The organism is Sphingomonas sp. P4_D12 (genome assembly GCF_056401895.1).
Window position 1 is genome coordinate 346,870 of sequence record NZ_JBFUIL010000001.1, and the last position, 16,323, is coordinate 363,192.

The window sequence follows — 16,323 nt, forward strand, 5'->3', positions numbered from 1 at the left end:
TCCGTGACCGTTCGTCCCATCCTTGTCCTCCTGCTTGCCGGCAGTGCGCTGTCGGCCTGCAACCTCGCTCCTAAATATGTCCGGCCTTCGGGCGCTGTCCCGACCGCGCTTCCCGAAGGCGGTGTCTATCCGCGGGCCGCGACCGACGCGCCGGATGTGACCGCGATCGGCTGGCGCGACTTCTTCACTGACGACCGCCTGCGCCAGGTGATCCAGCTCGGCCTCGACAACAATCGTGACTTGCGGGTGGCGGCGGCCAACGTGCTCCAGGCGCGCGCGCAATATCGCGTCCAGCGTGCCGACATTCTGCCGAGCATCAGCGCCAACGGCTCGGCCACCTATACCAACAGCCTGGGCGCCGGGGCTGGCGGAGCAGGCGCGGCCGGCGGTGGTTCGTCGACCGACATCCAGTACTTCCAGGCCAATGTCGGTTTCTCGGCGTTCGAGCTCGATTTGTTCGGGCGGTTGCGCAATCTGTCCAAAGCCGCGCTCGAACAATATTTCGCGACCGAGGAAGCGCAGCGCACGACGCGGATCAGCCTGATCTCGGAAATCGCCACGGCATGGCTGACGCTGGCGTCCGATCAGGAGCAATTGCGGCTGTCGCAGAGCACGCTCAAGACTTTCGAACAGACGCTCGAGCTGACGCGCGCGCAATTCCGCATCGGCGTCGCGTCCGAACTCGAATCGCGGCAGGCCGAGACCAATTACCAGGCGGCGCGCAATGATATCGCCACGCTCCAGACCAGGATCGCGCAGGATCAGAACGCGCTCAACCTGCTCGCCGGGACGACCGTCTCGGCCGATCTGTTGCCGGTGGCGCTCGGCGAAGGCCGCGTGACTCGCGACGCCTTGCCCGCCAACCTGTCGTCGGAGGTGCTGCTGCGGCGTCCGGACGTGCTCCAGGCCGAGCATCAGTTGATCGCGCAGAATGCCAATATCGGTGCGGCACGGGCGGCCTTTTTCCCGCGCATTTCGCTGACCGCGGCGCTGGGCACGATCAGCAGCGGGTTGACCGGACTGTTCGGGGCGGGGACCGGCACCTATAATGTTGCTCCATCGGTCGCGCTGCCGCTGTTCGACGCCGGCCGCAACAAGGGCAATCTCGATTATGCCAAGGCGTCGCAAAAGGCGGCCGTGGCGACGTACGAAAAGACCATTCAGACCGCTTTCCGCGAAGTCGCCGACGCGCTGGCGCAGCGTGGCACGATCGACGAGCAGGTTTCCGCCCAGACCGCGCGCGCCAATGCCGCGCAAGTGGCCGCCAAATTGTCCGACGCGCGCTATCGCGCAGGCGTCGACAGCTTCCTGGTAGCGCTTGACGCGCAACGCACCGCTTACGGGGCGGAACAGCAGCTGGTTACCACCCGCACGACCCGATCGAGCAACCTGATCGAGTTATATCGGGCACTCGGCGGCGGCCTTCAGTGATCGATTAGATCGTCCGCTTGCCTTTTGACGCAATAAGCATAACCTCTTTCCAAAGATAAGGAGAGAGTGACGATGAAAGACGTCGAGTTTGTTGCTGGCGACAGCAGCGACAAGACCATGCTGATTCTGCAGAGTCTGCTGTGCGTATTGCGTGAAAAGAACCTGCTGACGCGCGCGGATATCGAGAATTTGTGCGACAAGGTGCAGGCAAGTGCCGCGGATCACGCGCAAAATCCGCTGCCATGCTGCGACGCGAGCGCGCTGGCAGCCGCGAACGAGATGGGCAAGATCGGCGATTATATCGGCCGGCGCTATGGCGGGAAGCACCGCCGGAATTGATTCGCGCCCCTAGCGCGCAATCACGGTAGCGGGGCACAGCGCCCTCCCGCGCCGTGCCCCGCCTCGCGCGGTGCGCCCCGGAGGCGTTGGGCGGTCTTCTACCGCGCGAGTCCGATGAGCGCCGTCGCGACATAGCCTGAGCTGGGCCCGCCGGTCAGCGCCGGAGTCTGCTGCGCGATCTGGCTGCTGCTATTGTCGCCGAAAACATTGTCCGACGACAGGCTGATACTGGCGAAGTTAGTCGCGCTCGACGGATAGGTCGTGGTGTCGGCATAGACCGAAGTGCACGCCGCCGTCGGCATCGCGAGCTGCGAGACGAGCGAGGCGTAATTGCCACCGATCGCATTCGACAGCGACGAGAAGATCTCGAAATGGATGTGCGGCCAGCGCCCTGAATAACAGCCGGGGAAGATCAGCGTGAAGGTGACCTGACCGCTGCTGTCGGTAACCTGGACGCCGCGCTGATAGCTCTCCGCCGGTGCTGTGTAGAGCGAGTAATTGCCCTGGCGGTCGCAACACCAGATGTAGACGGCATAGCCGGCGAGCGCCGCGCACGCCGCGTTGACGTTGACCACGGTGAGCGTGAGCGTGAGTTGGACGCCGGTCGCGGTGGTGGTGCTCGAGCCGAGGAAGCTCGAGCGGATGTCGCTCCTGACGATGCCGCTCGAGGTCAGGACGTTGCTGGTCGACCCTGACGAAGTGTTGGTGCCGTCGGCCGGGTAGGGGCCGTTGGTTTCGGTCGGGTCGACGATGCAGCTGCCGCTGGCGGTCGCCGTCGCGGTCGGCGTCGGCGTGGGTGTCGCAGTGGCGGTCGCGGTCGGCGTCGGTGTGGGAGTGGACGTCGTGGTCGTCGTACTCGACGATCCGCTGCCTTCTCCGCAGGCGGCGACGATCCCCGCCATGCTGGCACCGGCGAACCATTTGAGCGCGCGGCGGCGCGCGACCAGTGCCTCCATCGCCTTCAGGTCTTCGGCCAGGCTGTGGCCATGATCGTGGTAATGGTCGTCGTGAGCGGGCATCGGTGAACTCCCCATAAGATTGGGCCCGGATGCGCTGCCCGCCTCGCCGCGATATGTCGCCGCGTCGCGGAATTGTTTCGGCGTGTTTCAGCGGTCGACGGGAAGCGTCACCGTGGCACGCGCGCCACCGTCGGCGCGATTGGCGAGCGTTGCATCGCCGCCATGCCGCCGTGCGATCGACCGTACGATGGCGAGGCCGAGCCCGCTGCCTCCGGTGGCGCGGTTGCGCGACGGGTCGCCGCGGACGAACGGCTCGAACAGCCATTCGGCCTGGCTCGGGTCGACGCCCGGCCCGCGATCGTCGATATGGATGATCGCCATATCGCCGATAATGCTCCAGTCGAGCGCAGCGCTGGTACCGTAGCGGGCGGCGTTGTCGATCAGATTGGCGAACAACCGCCGTAACGCGCTTGGGTCCCCGCGCACGACCGCGCGCGGGCCGGAAGCGACCGTCACCGGAACGCCGGCGACTGCCATGTCCTCGACCAGGCTGTCGAGCAGGCTGCCAAGATCGACCCGCGCATCGGCGCGCATATGCATCTCGTCGCGGGCATAGCCGATCGCGGCGGCGATCATCGCGCGCATTTCGTCGACGTCGCTTTCGGCGCGCGCGCGCGCATCGTCGGGCAATTGCTCGACCCAGAAAGCGAGTCGCGACAAGGGCGTGCCGAGGTCGTGGGCGATCGCCGCGAGCATCGCGGTGCGCCCTTCGGCGTGGCCGGCAAGCCGTGCGTGCATCGCCGTCAGCGCCTCGCCAAGCTGGGCCACTTCGCGTGGCGCCCGAGCGGGAAGTGCCGCCAGCGGAGCACCGGCGTGCGCTCGGGATGCCGCGGTGGCGAGCTCGCGCAGGGGCCGCGAGATGGCGCGCGCGATCAGCCAGCCCAACACCGACAGGCCGGCGAGCAGCCCCGCCATCGTCGCCAGCGTGACCCAATGCCAGCGGCTGAGGAATGACGGCGGCGGGGTGAGCGCAATCCGCCAGACGCCGTTCAGCCGCGCGCCCGCGACGAAGGGAGCGGATATGCCGTCGGGTGGGGCGTCGTGACCAGGATCACGATAGATCACTGCGTCGCTCTCCGGCACGCCGAGTTCCCGTGCGAGCTGATGCGAGAAGATCGGATCGCGCTGCTCGCGCGCATGCGGGCGCGGCGGTTCCTGGCTGGTCACGACGTTGAGCTGCCATTCGGCCATCGCGGCGGGCGCATTGCCGCCGCGCAGCAAGGCGGCGATCGAGGCAACGGGCTGAGGCGCCGGCCTGGCGGGCGGGCCGGAAAAAGTGACCGCGAACAGCGCGATCGTCGCGACCGCAACCGACGCCACGACCAGAGCGAGGATGGGGACGACGATCGATTGGCGCCTGGCGGACTCGAGGCTAACGGCGGTCGACATCGGCGCCGAACAGATAGCCTTCGTTGCGGACGGTGCGGATCAACTCGTCCTCGTTCGTGCGCGACAGCTTGCGGCGCAGACGGCTGATCTGGACGTCGATCGCCCGGTCGAAATGCTCGGCATTCACTCCGCGCGACAGATCGAGCAGCTGATCGCGGGTCAGCACGCGACGCGGGCGCTCGACAAAGGTCAGTAGCAGGCGGAACTCGCCATCGGACAGGTTGATCAACACATTCTCGGGATCGACCAGTTCGCGCGCCACTGGATCGAGCTGCCATCCTGCGAATCGGTAAAGCGTGCGCCCGTCGCGCGGCCGTATTTCGCCTCCTTGCGCCTTCCGCCGGAGCACCGAGCGCACGCGCGCCAGCAATTCACGCGGATTGGCTGGCTTGGCGAGATAGTCGTCCGCGCCCATTTCGAGACCGACGACGCGGTCGATGTCGGTGCCGACCACCGAGACGATGATCACCGGCGGCGCGGTCGCGGGGTCGAGGCTGCGCAGGATGGTAAGCCCGTCCTCTCCCGGCATCATCACGTCGAGCACGACCAGGCCATAATCGCCGACGGCCATCGCCGCGCGCATTTCCGCGCCATTGCCCGCAGTGTCGACGACATAGCCGTGCCCCGACAGGAACGCGGCGGTCAGCTCGCGAATGCCGGGATCGTCGTCGACGATGAGAAGGCGGGTCTGCAAATCCACTCTGGGCGCGGTCAAAAGCATTCGTCTCGGGTGCGGGCGAAGCGTATCCGCCACATTGCATCGCTGCAACATTGGCGGATTGGCGGCGACCTGTGACGCAGATGCAACAGCGCGATTGGCTTGCGTTTTGCCCGACCCGCTGTTAGGAGCCGCGCCTTCACGCCCGGACTTTGTCTGGGGCGGCCATAATCATTTGATCTGGAGTTGACGGGTTTTATGCAAATCATCGTGCGCGATAACAATGTCGATCAGGCGCTTCGGGCTCTCAAGAAGAAGCTCCAGCGCGAAGGCGTGTATCGCGAGATGAAGCTGCGCCGCCATTACGAGAAGCCCAGCGAGAAGCGTGCGCGCGAGCGTGCCGCCGCCGTCCGCCGCGCGCGTAAGCTCGAGCGTAAGCGGATGGAGCGCGACGGGGCCAAGTAAGGCCTTTATCGTCGTGTTGCATGGGGGCTTGCGAGCCGCGGCCCCCGGACCTACCGAGAACAGCGTGTCCCGGCCGCGGTCGTACGCGGCCTTCCCGTCGAGGCTTGCTCCCATGTCCGTGACCGCCGTTCCCCTGCAGCCCGTCAAGCGCAGCTATATCTGGCTGCTGTGGATCGGCATTGCCGTCGCCGTAATCGGCGCGTTCCTGCTCGCGCGACAGGGCGATGATTTCCTGGCGCGCAACGCGCGGGCTTCCGGTGTGATCACGACAGCGTCCGGGTTGCAGTACAAAGTGATCACGCCCGGCAAGGGTGCGCACCCGACCGATGCCGACGTGGCGCTAGTCAATTACGAAGGCAAGCTGCTCGACGGGAAGACGTTCGACAAATCCCAGCAGCCTACTCCGATGCCGATCAAGGGCGTCGTGCCTGGCTTCAGCGAAGCGTTGAAGCTGATGAGCAAGGGCGCGAAATATCACGTCTGGATTCCTGCCAAGCTCGGCTATGGCGAGAAGGGTGCTGGACCGATCCCGGCCAACGCGACCCTGGCGTTCGACATCGAGCTGATCGATTTCTTGCCGCAATCGGTGGTCGAACAATATCAGCGGCAGATGCAGATGATGAACGGCGGCGGCGCCGGCGGCATGGGCGGGCCCGGCGGTGCGCCTGGCGGTGCCGGTGGTCCGCCCCCGGGCGGCGGCGAGAGCCTCGTCCCTCCTCCAGGACAGTGAAAAGATAAAACATGGCTGACACGATTGCTCCCAAGGCGCCCGCAAAGGCGCCGCTCGATCCGCGCGCGAAGCGCGTCCTGTGGCTGGGCATCGTGCTCGCTGTGCTGGGCGCCGGCGCGTTGCTGTTCAGCATGTTCATGTGGTGGGGCGGCAGCGCGCGCGACTCGCTGTCGATGACGTTCAATTCGTGGTCACCGGGGGTGAAGACCACCGCGTCGGGGCTGCAGTACAAGGTGCTGACCCCGGGCAAGGGCAAGAACCCGACCGACACGGACGTCGCGCTGGTCAATTACGAAGGCAAATTGCTCGACGGCACGACCTTCGACAAGTCGCAGCAGCCGACCCCGATGCCGATCAAGGGCGTCGTCCCGGGCTTCAGCGAAGCGCTCAAGCTGATGAGCAAGGGCGCGAAGTTCCGCGTCTGGATCCCGGCCAAGCTCGGTTATGGCGACAAGGGCGCGGGGCCGATCCCGGCCAATGCGACTTTGGTGTTCGACATCGAACTGATCGATTTCATCCCGCTTGCACAATATCAGCAGATCATGATGCAGCAGCAGCAGATGATGCAGAGCATGGGCGGTGCTGGCGGCGCGGGCGGCCCTTCGGGAGCCGGTGGTCCTCCGGGAGCTGGTGGCACGGTTCCGGGCGGCGAGCCCGCCCCGGCGCCTGCCGCGCCGACGGGCAAGTAGGCGACAGCGCCATGGGCCTGAAGGTTGCGGCGGCTTGCCTGATCGGCGCGACGGCGATCACTATCGGCGCCATGCCCGTGCTCGCAAAGAAGGTGCCGGTTGCCAAACGGGCGACAGCCGCCAAGCGGGCTGCTGCCGCCAAGGCGCCGGTGGCCCCGCTCTCGCCCGAGGACGCCTTTCTCGCCAAGAACCGCAAGCTGCGCGGCGTGATCCAGACTGCGTCGGGCGTGCAATATCGCGTGATCAAGCCGGCGACCGGCGCGCACCCGACCGATACGGATGTCGCTTTGGTCAATTACGAGGGCAAGCTGGTCGACGGCACGAGTTTCGACAAATCGACCCAGCCGACGCCGATGCCGGTTTCGGGGGTGGTGCCGGGCTTCAGCGAAGCGCTGAAGCTGATGGCCAAGGGCGAGACGCTGCGCGTGTGGATCCCGTCGCGCCTGGCTTATGGCCCTGAGGATCAGCGCGACGAGCAGGGGAAGGTGGTAATTCCCGGCAAGTCGACCCTGGTGTTCGACATCGAACTGATCGACTTCCAGCCGCAATCCTGATCGCGGCAGCAGCCCGAGCCAAGGCTCGGTGAGTGCGCGTTGTTTCCCGGTTTCTTTCCGCAAGACGTGGCGGTCAAGCCTCCACAGGCGCGATGCGCCGAGCCAACACTCGCTGGCCGACAAGCGCGATCGACAAAGCGGCAGTCGCTGCGCCTGCCGACACCAGAAAGCCGCTGCGGGCGCCGAACGCATCGACCACCCAGCCCGACAGGAAAGCGCCGAGCGCCATCCCGATGCCGATGCCCGTCGTCACCCAGGTCACGCCTTCGGTCAGAACTCCCGGTGGAACGCGCCGCTCGACCAGACCGAACGCCGTGATGAAGGTCGGCGAAACCGCAACACCACTCAATAGGATCGCCGCGGCCAGCGTCGGTACGGAATTCGCCAGCAGCAACGGCAATGTCGTGACCAATAGTGCGACCAGCACCACGAGCAGCTGCCTGTGCAGCGGCAGCGTGCGCTTCAATGCGCCGATGACGACCCCGACGACGAATGACCCCGCCGCATACAGGCCGATGACCAGGCTGGCGGCGCCGGGTTGGCCGAGGTCGCGGGTAAGCGCGACGGTGCTAACCTCCGCGGTCGCGAAGATCGCGCCGACGAAGACCAGGATCAGGGTGATGATCTGTACGGGCGGCAAGAAGATCGCGGAAACGTTTCGACCGGAATCGGCGGAGCGCGCCGGCGGTTCGGTGCGCCGTTGCAGGACGAATGCCGTCGTCCCGACAGCGAGAAGCAGGGTCGAGACCAGGATGCCGGCTTCGGGAAACAGCGCGACGCTCAACCCCACCGACAGCGATGCTCCGGCGATATAAACCAGTTCGTCGGCCGCCGACTCGAACGCGAAGGCGGTGTTGAGCTCAGGGCGGTCGCGGAACAATTCGGTCCATCGGGCGCGGACCATCGCCGACATGCTGGGCATGACGGCGGCTGGCAATGCAGCGGCGAACAGGGTCCAGGCCGGCCAGTTCCGATGCGCGGCGATCATCAGCACGACGAAGGCCAGGACCGATATCGTCGTGGTCGGGACGATCAGGCGGAATTGCCCGAGCCGGTCGACCAGTCGCGAAATTTGCGGTGCGATGGCGGCGTTGGTGAGCGTTACCGTCGCCGCGACTGCGCCGGCCAGCCAATATTCGCCGCGCAGTTCGGACAGCATCGTGACGATGCCGATCGGAACCATGGCCACCGGGAGCCGGGCGATGAACGCGGCCGCGGCGAAGCCCTTCGTTCCGCGAACGCGAAAGATCGCTCCGTAGGGATTGGTCATGGTTGAAATCTTCCCATCGGCGGCATCGCTTCCCGAGTCGTTCGAAACCTTCAAGGAGCAGGGAAGAGGCTCGCGTCGTGCGGCGCGAGCCTCCTTTTTCCCCTTCGACTTGATCGGGTTCTTACTATCCCGCGCAGTCGCACCTGCATATCGCGCACTTGCATTGCGATCGATCCGGGAGCATCGGCGGCGGGCAAGGAGGTGGCGATGACTGCCGCTGAGACTGCCTTGCTGCTTGCCCGGATCCAGTTCGGGTTCACCGTCAGCTTTCATTTCATTTTCCCCAGTTTCTCGATCGGTCTGGCGAGTTACCTGATGGTGCTCGAAGGGCTGTGGCTGCGCACGGGAAAGCCGGTCTATCTCGACCTGTTCCGGTTCTGGGTGAAGATCTTCGCCGTCGCGTTCGCCATGGGCGTCGTGTCGGGAATCGTCATGTCCTACCAGTTCGGGACCAACTGGTCGGTCTTCTCGGACAGAGCAGGGCCGGTGATCGGACCGCTGATGGCTTATGAAGTGCTGACCGCCTTCTTCCTCGAAGCCGGCTTCCTGGGTGTGATGCTGTTCGGGATGAAGCGCGTGGGCAAGACGCTGCACTTCGCCGCGACCTGCATGGTCGCGCTCGGTACCTTCATCTCCGCCTTCTGGATCCTCAGCGTCAACAGCTGGATGCAGACGCCGACCGGGTTCGCGATGAACGCGCAAGGGCAGTTCGTCGTTGCCGGATCCTGGGCGGCGGTGATCTTCAACCCGAGCTTTCCGTACCGGTTGGTGCATACGGTGATCGCGGCGTATCTGACGACGTCGTTGGTGGTGGGGGCGTGCGGGGCCTGGCATTTGCTGCGGGACGCTGCCGGACGCCGCGGCAAAGCCGCGCCGTCGGACGAGCCTGGCGGCTCGCCGGCCGCCGCAGCGAGTCCTGGAGCGACTTCGTCGCTCCAGGCTGCTCGCACCATGTTTAGTATGGCGATGTGGATGGCTGCGCTCGTCGCGCCGGTACAGATTTTGGCCGGCGACCAACAGGGTCTCAACACGCTCGAGCACCAGCCGGCCAAGGTGCTGGCGATGGAAGGCGATTTCGATCCGAGCCCGAACGGCGCGCCATTGGTGCTGTTCGGCCTACCCTCCAACGCCGATGGCAAGGTCCATTACAAGGTCGAGATCCCCTATGCGGGCTCGCTGATCCTGAAGCATGATCCCCATGCGCCGCTGCAGGGGCTGAAGGATTTCCCGCGCGATCAATGGGCGCCGGTGGCGGTGGTGTTCTGGTCGTTCCGGGTGATGGTCGGGCTGGGCCTCGCCATGCTCGGGTTGGGGCTGTGGAGCCTGGTCGCGCGGATGCGGCGCAAGCTGTACGATTGGACGTGGCTCCACCGGGCGGCGCTGGTGATGGGGCCTTCCGGCTTCGTCGCGGTGATAGCGGGCTGGATCACGACCGAGGTCGGGCGCCAGCCCTGGACGATCTATGGCCTGCTCAGGACCAGCCAGTCGGCATCGCCGCTGGCGACTCCCGCCGTCGCGACGTCGCTGGCGGCGTTCGTCATCGTCTATTTCGCGGTGTTCGGGATCGGCGTCTGGTACATCCTGAAGCTGATGCAGAAGGGCCCCGAGGCGCACGAACCCGAATTGCCCGACGCGCCGATCAGGACCGCCGGGATCACCCCCGCCGCGCAGATGGGAGGCGAATCATGACCGTCGATCCCACGCTCGCTTATATCTGGGCGTTCGTCATCGCGTTCGCGGTGTTCATGTACGTCGTGATGGACGGATTCGACCTGGGCATTGGCATCCTGTTCCCGGCGTTCGGCGTCGGCGAGGAGCGCGATCAGGCAATGAACGCGATCGCGCCGGTATGGGACGGTAACGAAACCTGGCTGGTGCTGGGCGGCGGCGGGCTGATGGCGGCGTTCCCGCTCGCCTTCGCGATCCTGATGCCGGCAATGTATCCGCCGATCATCGCGATGCTGCTCGGCCTGGTATTTCGCGGTGTCGCGTTCGAGTTCCGCTGGCGCGATCCGCGGCACCGCGCCTTTTGGGATTTCGCGTTTACCGCGGGATCGGTCACCGCGGCGATGGCGCAGGGGATCGTGCTCGGTGCGCTGCTCCAGGGCGTGCAGGTAACTGGCCGCGCTTATGGCGGCGGCTGGCTCGACTGGCTGTCGCCCTTCTCGCTGCTGACCGGCGTCGGGACGGTCGCGGCTTATGCGCTGCTCGGCAGTTGCTGGCTGATCTTCAAGACCGAGGGCGGGACGCAAGCGCATGCCTATCGGCTGGCGAAAATCGCCGGAGTCGCGGCGGCGCTGGCGGTGATCGCGGTGAGCGCGGCCACGCCGTTCCTAGAGCATCGCTATTACCAGCGCTGGTTCACCTTTCCGAACGTGCTGGTCGCAGCACAAGTGCCGTTGGTGGTAGCCGTCCTGTCGCTTGCTTTCTGGTGGGCATTGCTCAGGAGGAAGGAATTGCTGCCGTTCCTGCTGACACTCGGTCTCTATCTGCTCTGCTTCATCGGGTTGGGGATCAGCATGTTTCCCGACATCGTGCCCGGATCGGTGTCGATCGTGCAGGCGGCGTCGCCAGCGATCAGCCAGACCTTCATGCTGATCGGCACCGCGATCATGGTGCCGCTGATCCTGACCTACACCGCCTGGTCCTATTGGGTGTTCCGCGGCAAGGTTGGCGACTCGGCGGGTTATCATTGATGCCTGACGAAGCCGGTCCATTATGGAAACGTCTCGGCTGGATGGCGGCGATCTGGGCGGCTAGCGTCGCGGCGTTGGCCGTGGTGGCGATGGCGATTCGTAGTGTTCTGCACGCTTGATCGCCAGTCGCGCTTGGGCCAGTGAAAGCCGGGTAGCGGAGAGGTGACAATGCCGGACGGAATACTGGTTCTCGAGGATTTCGCGCCGCATGTCGGCACAGCCTTCACGCTCCCGGGGAGCGAGGAATCGGCACCGATCGACTTCACGCTGACCGGGGCGACGGCGCTCAGCAACCGCGCTTATCCGGGACAAGTCCGCGCACCGTTCCAGCTGTTTTTCCGGGTCGCGGCGCAGGACGTCTATCCGCAAGGCACGTATCGCCTGACCCATCCAACGATGGGTGAGCACGACATTTTCCTGGTGCCTGCAGCCAGCACCGATGCGGGGGTCGATTATTGCGCGACCTTCAACTGACGCCGTCGGGCGCCCAGTCCATTTCCAGATAGACATCCTCTTCGCGGACCACCGTGAAGCCCAGCCGGTCGTAGAGCGATTTGGCCGGATTGATGCGTTCGACGAAGATATCGACGCCCTTGCCCCGCGCGCGGGCATAATCCTGGATCGCGGTGAGCAACGCGGTGCCGATACCGCCGTCGCGGCTGCCAGGCATCAACGCGATGTCGATGATGTGAACGCGGGTCTCGCGTTCGTCGAGATAGAGGCGCCCGATCGGCTTGCCGTCGAGTTCAATGATGTCGAACGCGGTGTCGGGGAAATGGCTGTAATAATGTTTACGCTGCGCGCCGAACTGGTGGATCAGGAAGCCGCGCTTCTGATCCTCGGTCCATGGCACGAGGGCCAGTTCATCGGCACGACTGGCGGCAAAGACTTGCATCAGAAAGGGGAGGTCAGCATCGGTTTCCGGACGCAGCGCGAGGCCTCGGGACAGCAAAGCCTCCGGCAGCACGAATGCCGGAGGCCCTTGGATATCGGTCATGGAAGGCTCGGTCAGTTGCGTGCCGGGAAAACGCCCTGCAGCGCGATGATGAAGCTTACCGCGAGATAGGGCTGCATGTTGTTGTGCGGCAGTGACCCGCCGGCCATCGTGATCGTTTGCGGCGCGAGGTTGAGTCCGCCGGTACCCAGCGCGGCGGCATAAAGCTGGTTAGGCGCCGAATTGGTGAACAATGTGTTGCTTGCCGGCGTCTCACCCGGGTTCGAGTTGGCGATTATCGCGCCCGAGATAGGATGGGTATGTTGCGGCAGATTACCCGTAGTCAGCGTGACGCTGGGCCCGCCCGCCATCTCTCCCAGGGACACGGGGTCGATACCGGCTCCATTGCCCTGATGCACCGGCGCGCGCCCTTGCATGTTGGGAAGCGCGAAAGTCGTTGTACCATTGCCGCCATAGGTCGTGCCGAGCAGCGAGAACAACGCCGTGTTCTGCGAGATCGCCACGATCTGGCCGTTGCACAGGGCGTAGCCCTTGGGGGCGAAGTTGCCGCCGAACATCTTGATTTCGGCGATGTAGGGTGTCGCCATCTCTCATCCTTCCTGAATCAAATTGAGCATCAATTCCGGGAGGGGAAGATCCCCTGCAGCGAGATGATGAACGTTATAACCAGATAGGGCATCATATTGTCGTGCGGCAGGTTGTTGCCCACGTTGCCGATGATACCCGCGAGCATCGGCTTCAGATCGCCTGCGACCGGAGTCTTGGTCGGATCGGTATAAAGCTGTGCCGAATTGCCGCCTACGGCCTGTTTCGGCCGGCACGGCATCGTGTTCGTCGCCGGCGCGTCGTTGGTCGGATCGACATTGTTGGCGACCGGCAGGTGCTGGTGCTGCGGCATCGTGTTCGTCGTCAGCGTCACACTGTTGGTGCCCGACGACTCGCCGATCACGCGGTTGGTCAGCCCAGGGCCTTGGCCCTGGTTGAGCGGAATGCGGCCTTGCAGGTTGGGAAGCGCGAACGTGTTGACGCCGTCGCCGCCATAAGTGGTGCCGAGCAGCGAGAACAGCGCGGTTTCCTGCGCGATCGATACCAACTGCCCATTACACATCGCAAAGCCGGCCGGCGCGAAGTTGCCGCCGAACATTTTGATTTCGCCGAGATAGGGGTTCGACATATTAGCCTCTCAATAGCGATGGTCCGTGGAGCTGATCAGTTGCGCGACGGGTAAAGGCCGGACATGGCGATACAGATATTGACCACCAGATAGGGCTGCATATTGTTGTGCGGCTGCGAGCCGCCCGCCGGCGGCATGCTGAGCGGGTTGAGATTGACGTAGGACGAATTGGGCGCGTTGAACGCCGCGAAATAATCGACCTGCTGCGCGTCGACATCGTCCGCGAAAACGTCGCCAAGGACCGCCCTCTTGGTCGCCGCCGCCGTCGTCGCGCTGAAAGTGTGGTTATGGCTCGGCATTTCAGTCTGGAGCAGCAGGTGGTTTTCCTCGCCGCCAGTCTGGCCCTGATTCACGGGAGGTAGGCCGGAACCCGTTCCCCAATGAATCGGCGCACGTCCCCGCAGGTCGGGAAGGGCGAAGGTCGTCTGCCCGTTGCCACCATAAGTTGTGCCGAGAAGCGAGAATAATGCGGTATTCTGCGCAATCGACACGATCTGACCGCTGCACGTCGCCCAGCCCTTCGGCGCGAAGTTGAATCCGAAGATCCGGATTTCCGCAAGGTATTGGTCCGACATGTTCCAGCCTCTCGCTTTTATTCGGTACGCGGGGGGCAAACGAGTCGATGCTCTTTCCCCCCCGGCGGCATCTGTTGCAATCACTAGGGGGATTTTTCGGGGATTTCTAGCTGACCAAGCAAAAAAATTGCCTCCGGAACGGCGGCGATCTTAAATTTGGTTCAAAATGGCATGTAATTTCTTCGCCGAAATGTCATCCGACTTGACCAGCCGGCTCCATTCGGCGAAGAATGCCAGCTGAACATGGCGTTACCGCCATGCGCATTATTCGGGGGACTTTTGCGATGTCGTCTGTCGACTCACCTTCTTTCGATCTGGCGCCCTCAAACGAGCGCAAGCGGTGGGAGACGCCGGTGGTGATCCTCGCCGCGGCAGCACGCGAAACATTGACGAGCTTCAACACCGCCATCCCAGATGCGTCCGCTACATCGGCGAGCCAGGGATCGTAACGGCGCGGACTTGACGTCAGCGATTGCTGCGGTCGAGCCACGCCAAGAACCGCGCCGTCGTCAGCGCCTTCATCGCAAAGCCCAGCCGGATACGCTCGCTTAGCCGTTCTTCCGATACCTCGTCGCGCACCAATGCGGCGAGCGCATCCACGTCGATGTAACGCGCGACTGCGTCATTATGCCGAACTTCATTGAGCGCCGCGAGCATCGCGGGGACGGCCTGAAAATCCATTGACAGCAAATCGGGTTGCTCGCGATCATTGCCCGGCATCCGTCGGATCAAAGTGGCGGGAAGCCGGTCGGCGAAGGCAGTGCGCGCAAGCCATCTTTCGCGACCGTCGCGAAACAGCAAATGATCGGGGAGGGCACAGCCCAGTTCTACGATGCGCTTGTCGTGGAACGGGCGGGTCAAATCGAGATCCGGTGTCATGGCGATGTAATTGCCGCCACCTTCGGCCGAGATCCATTTGCAGATTTCCAACCATAGCCCGCGCCAGCGAGGACCGGGGCGAAACCCGTCCCGCAACCGGCGGCGGCTGACGACACCGCTGGCGAAAGCTCGCAATGCAAAGTCGCGCTGTACTCCGCGTCGCTGCCAAGCCGGACGAAAGCCGTTAACCGCAACTCGCCATGGCCGGCGGACCCATTGCGGCACCAACGCACTGAGCACATCGCGGCCAAATACGCGCAAGGCCGACCAACCGGTGAAACGCATTCGCGCGCGATATTCGCGCACGAAGCGGCGGATGTTACCGCCACGAAGAATGGCGCCGAGCATTGCGACATCATAGGCATTGACCGTGTAGTCGCCACCATGGCCGTCGAGGATTAGACGAGACCCCGCGGCCCGCGCCATCTCGCCCATCCGGCACCGAACGACACTCGGCGGTTGGTGACGAAAGGTCCGGCCGAAGGTCGCTTCGAGATCGTCGTAGCTGGTTTCCTCGCCTCGCACGTAGAAGCGCAGATCGAGGCCCGGCAGCCCTCGAAAAGCCTCCACCGCAGGGCGGGCATCGCGCCGCGGGTCGTCTTCCTTGAGGACCGACGCGATGCACGTGAGCATCCATCCGCGAGCTGCGACGATCGGCCCGGCAATCGCGGCGATGATGCCGCTGTCGAAGCCGCCGCTGAACAGCAAAGATGGTGCGTCGGTCAGCCGCCTTAGCCGGCACGCCACTGCCTCCTCGATCGTCGCGCGATAGGTCGCGAGATAATATGCGTCGTCACGGTCGAGATGTATGGGGGCGGCGTGCGGCTCCCAGTAACGGTCGAGCGTGACACTACCGTCAGCGGTCAGAGACAGCGTCGTGCCGCCGGGAAGCACGTGGATGTCGGTGTAGATTAGTTCGCCTTCGATTCGCTCCGTCGACATCAACAGTCGGCGAGCCAGCTCGTCCTCGTTCAGCCGACGCGGAACGTCGTCCGCTGCGAATAGTCCGCCAAGTTCGGTTGCGAACGCCAGGAAGCCATCTCCCAGGTGATAATGGATCACGCGCTGGCCCATGTGATCGCGGCCGAGCAATAGGGTACCCCTCGCACGATCCCAGATCGCAAAAGCGAAATCGCCGAGCAGGTGGCGCGCGCAATCGTCACCCCAGCGGCGCCAGGCGGCGAGCAATAATTCGCTGTCGGGAAGCTCCGCAAGATCGGCGTCGGCGATGCCGAGCGCGGCGGCGAGTTCCTCGCGATTGTCCAGCCGCAGGTCGGCGACGAGCACGGCGTCACGGGCGATGATCGGCTGCGCCTCGTGCACGTCCTCGCGGTTGACCCGCATCAGGCAATGACCGAGCACGAGACGGCCGAGCTCGACGGTCTCGATGCCGTCGGCACCGCGATGCTTCATCGCCTGCGCCATGCGATCGATGCTGCGCGGCGCGACGTCGGCGCCGTCGAATCGCACGATGCCGCAGATCGCACTCATGCGGCGGCT

19 protein-coding genes are annotated in these 16,323 nt (G+C 64.5%); 10 read left to right on the forward strand and 9 right to left on the reverse strand.

Features of this window, described 5'->3' with window-relative positions:
• Window positions 1-3 precede the first annotated feature (3 nt).
• Complete coding sequence (locus AC1DSD_RS01590) at window positions 4-1,431, forward strand: efflux transporter outer membrane subunit (protein ID WP_478027930.1); 1,428 nt, start codon at window positions 4-6, stop codon at window positions 1,429-1,431.
• 72 nt (window positions 1,432-1,503) lie between these two features.
• Window positions 1,504-1,770 (forward strand): hypothetical protein, encoded by a 267-nt coding sequence (locus tag AC1DSD_RS01595; RefSeq protein ID WP_066807197.1) that lies wholly within the window; start codon window positions 1,504-1,506, stop codon window positions 1,768-1,770.
• A 98-nt stretch (window positions 1,771-1,868) separates the two neighbouring features.
• Here AC1DSD_RS01595 and AC1DSD_RS01600 read toward each other — a convergent pair whose 3' ends face one another.
• From AC1DSD_RS01600 to AC1DSD_RS01610, 3 genes are all read right to left on the reverse strand, one after another.
• A complete protein-coding gene (locus AC1DSD_RS01600) occupies window positions 1,869-2,789 on the reverse strand; it encodes a peptidase associated/transthyretin-like domain-containing protein (protein WP_478027932.1) in 921 nt (306 codons plus the stop codon).
• Between the two features lie 87 nt (window positions 2,790-2,876).
• Window positions 2,877-4,178 (reverse strand): sensor histidine kinase, encoded by a 1,302-nt coding sequence (locus AC1DSD_RS01605; protein ID WP_478027934.1) that lies wholly within the window; start codon window positions 4,176-4,178, stop codon window positions 2,877-2,879.
• On the reverse strand, window positions 4,162-4,899 hold the full coding sequence (locus AC1DSD_RS01610; RefSeq protein ID WP_478027936.1) for a response regulator: 738 nt from the start codon (window positions 4,897-4,899) through the stop codon (window positions 4,162-4,164). The genes AC1DSD_RS01605 and AC1DSD_RS01610 overlap by 17 nt, the downstream gene beginning before the upstream one ends.
• Before the next feature lie 195 nt (window positions 4,900-5,094).
• Between AC1DSD_RS01610 and rpsU the strand changes: the two genes are divergently transcribed.
• The 4 genes from rpsU to AC1DSD_RS01630 all read left to right on the forward strand — a co-directional run bounded on the left by rpsU (window position 5,095) and on the right by AC1DSD_RS01630 (window position 7,274).
• The gene (gene rpsU / locus AC1DSD_RS01615; RefSeq protein ID WP_056428702.1) at window positions 5,095-5,301 is read left to right on the forward strand and encodes a 30S ribosomal protein S21; all 207 of its coding nucleotides are present in this window, start codon (window positions 5,095-5,097) and stop codon (window positions 5,299-5,301) included.
• 112 nt (window positions 5,302-5,413) lie between these two features.
• Window positions 5,414-6,031: an FKBP-type peptidyl-prolyl cis-trans isomerase gene (locus AC1DSD_RS01620; protein WP_478027938.1), complete on the forward strand. Its 618-nt coding sequence runs from the start codon at window positions 5,414-5,416 to the stop codon at window positions 6,029-6,031.
• Window positions 6,032-6,042: 11 nt separating this feature from the next.
• Window positions 6,043-6,720 carry an FKBP-type peptidyl-prolyl cis-trans isomerase gene (locus AC1DSD_RS01625; RefSeq protein ID WP_478027940.1) on the forward strand — a complete coding sequence of 226 codons (678 nt, stop codon included), beginning with the start codon at window positions 6,043-6,045 and terminating at the stop codon, window positions 6,718-6,720.
• Between the two features lie 11 nt (window positions 6,721-6,731).
• Window positions 6,732-7,274, forward strand: a complete 543-nt coding sequence (locus tag AC1DSD_RS01630; protein WP_478027941.1) for an FKBP-type peptidyl-prolyl cis-trans isomerase — start codon at window positions 6,732-6,734, stop codon at window positions 7,272-7,274.
• 73 nt (window positions 7,275-7,347) lie between these two features.
• Here AC1DSD_RS01630 and AC1DSD_RS01635 read toward each other — a convergent pair whose 3' ends face one another.
• On the reverse strand, window positions 7,348-8,544 hold the full coding sequence (locus AC1DSD_RS01635) for an MFS transporter (protein ID WP_478027943.1): 1,197 nt from the start codon (window positions 8,542-8,544) through the stop codon (window positions 7,348-7,350).
• Window positions 8,545-8,751: 207 nt separating this feature from the next.
• Between AC1DSD_RS01635 and AC1DSD_RS01640 the strand changes: the two genes are divergently transcribed.
• The 4 genes from AC1DSD_RS01640 to AC1DSD_RS01655 are packed head-to-tail and all read left to right on the forward strand — an operon-like array spanning window position 8,752 to window position 11,714.
• Window positions 8,752-10,233, forward strand: coding sequence for a cytochrome ubiquinol oxidase subunit I (locus AC1DSD_RS01640; RefSeq protein WP_478027945.1), 1,482 nt, complete (start codon window positions 8,752-8,754; stop codon window positions 10,231-10,233).
• Window positions 10,230-11,240, forward strand: coding sequence for a cytochrome d ubiquinol oxidase subunit II (gene cydB, locus AC1DSD_RS01645; protein WP_478027946.1), 1,011 nt, complete (start codon window positions 10,230-10,232; stop codon window positions 11,238-11,240). The genes AC1DSD_RS01640 and cydB overlap by 4 nt, the downstream gene beginning before the upstream one ends.
• A complete protein-coding gene (locus AC1DSD_RS01650) occupies window positions 11,240-11,359 on the forward strand; it encodes a DUF2474 family protein (RefSeq protein ID WP_478027948.1) in 120 nt (39 codons plus the stop codon). The genes cydB and AC1DSD_RS01650 overlap by 1 nt, the downstream gene beginning before the upstream one ends.
• 49 nt (window positions 11,360-11,408) lie before the next feature.
• Window positions 11,409-11,714, forward strand: coding sequence for a DUF6916 family protein (locus AC1DSD_RS01655; RefSeq protein ID WP_478027949.1), 306 nt, complete (start codon window positions 11,409-11,411; stop codon window positions 11,712-11,714).
• On the opposite strand, the gene AC1DSD_RS01660 is transcribed toward AC1DSD_RS01655, so the two are convergent.
• From AC1DSD_RS01660 to AC1DSD_RS01680, 5 genes are all read right to left on the reverse strand, one after another.
• On the reverse strand, window positions 11,707-12,237 hold the full coding sequence (locus AC1DSD_RS01660; RefSeq protein ID WP_478027951.1) for a GNAT family N-acetyltransferase: 531 nt from the start codon (window positions 12,235-12,237) through the stop codon (window positions 11,707-11,709). The genes AC1DSD_RS01655 and AC1DSD_RS01660 overlap by 8 nt on opposite strands.
• Window positions 12,238-12,248: 11 nt before the next feature.
• Window positions 12,249-12,782 (reverse strand): phage tail protein, encoded by a 534-nt coding sequence (locus tag AC1DSD_RS01665; RefSeq protein WP_478027953.1) that lies wholly within the window; start codon window positions 12,780-12,782, stop codon window positions 12,249-12,251.
• 29 nt (window positions 12,783-12,811) lie between these two features.
• Window positions 12,812-13,369, reverse strand: coding sequence for a phage tail protein (locus AC1DSD_RS01670; protein ID WP_478027954.1), 558 nt, complete (start codon window positions 13,367-13,369; stop codon window positions 12,812-12,814).
• Between the two features lie 35 nt (window positions 13,370-13,404).
• Window positions 13,405-13,944: a phage tail protein gene (locus AC1DSD_RS01675; protein ID WP_478027956.1), complete on the reverse strand. Its 540-nt coding sequence runs from the start codon at window positions 13,942-13,944 to the stop codon at window positions 13,405-13,407.
• A 465-nt stretch (window positions 13,945-14,409) separates the two neighbouring features.
• Complete coding sequence (locus AC1DSD_RS01680) at window positions 14,410-16,314, reverse strand: asparagine synthase-related protein (RefSeq protein ID WP_478027957.1); 1,905 nt, start codon at window positions 16,312-16,314, stop codon at window positions 14,410-14,412.
• Between the last annotated feature and the right edge of the window lie 9 nt (window positions 16,315-16,323).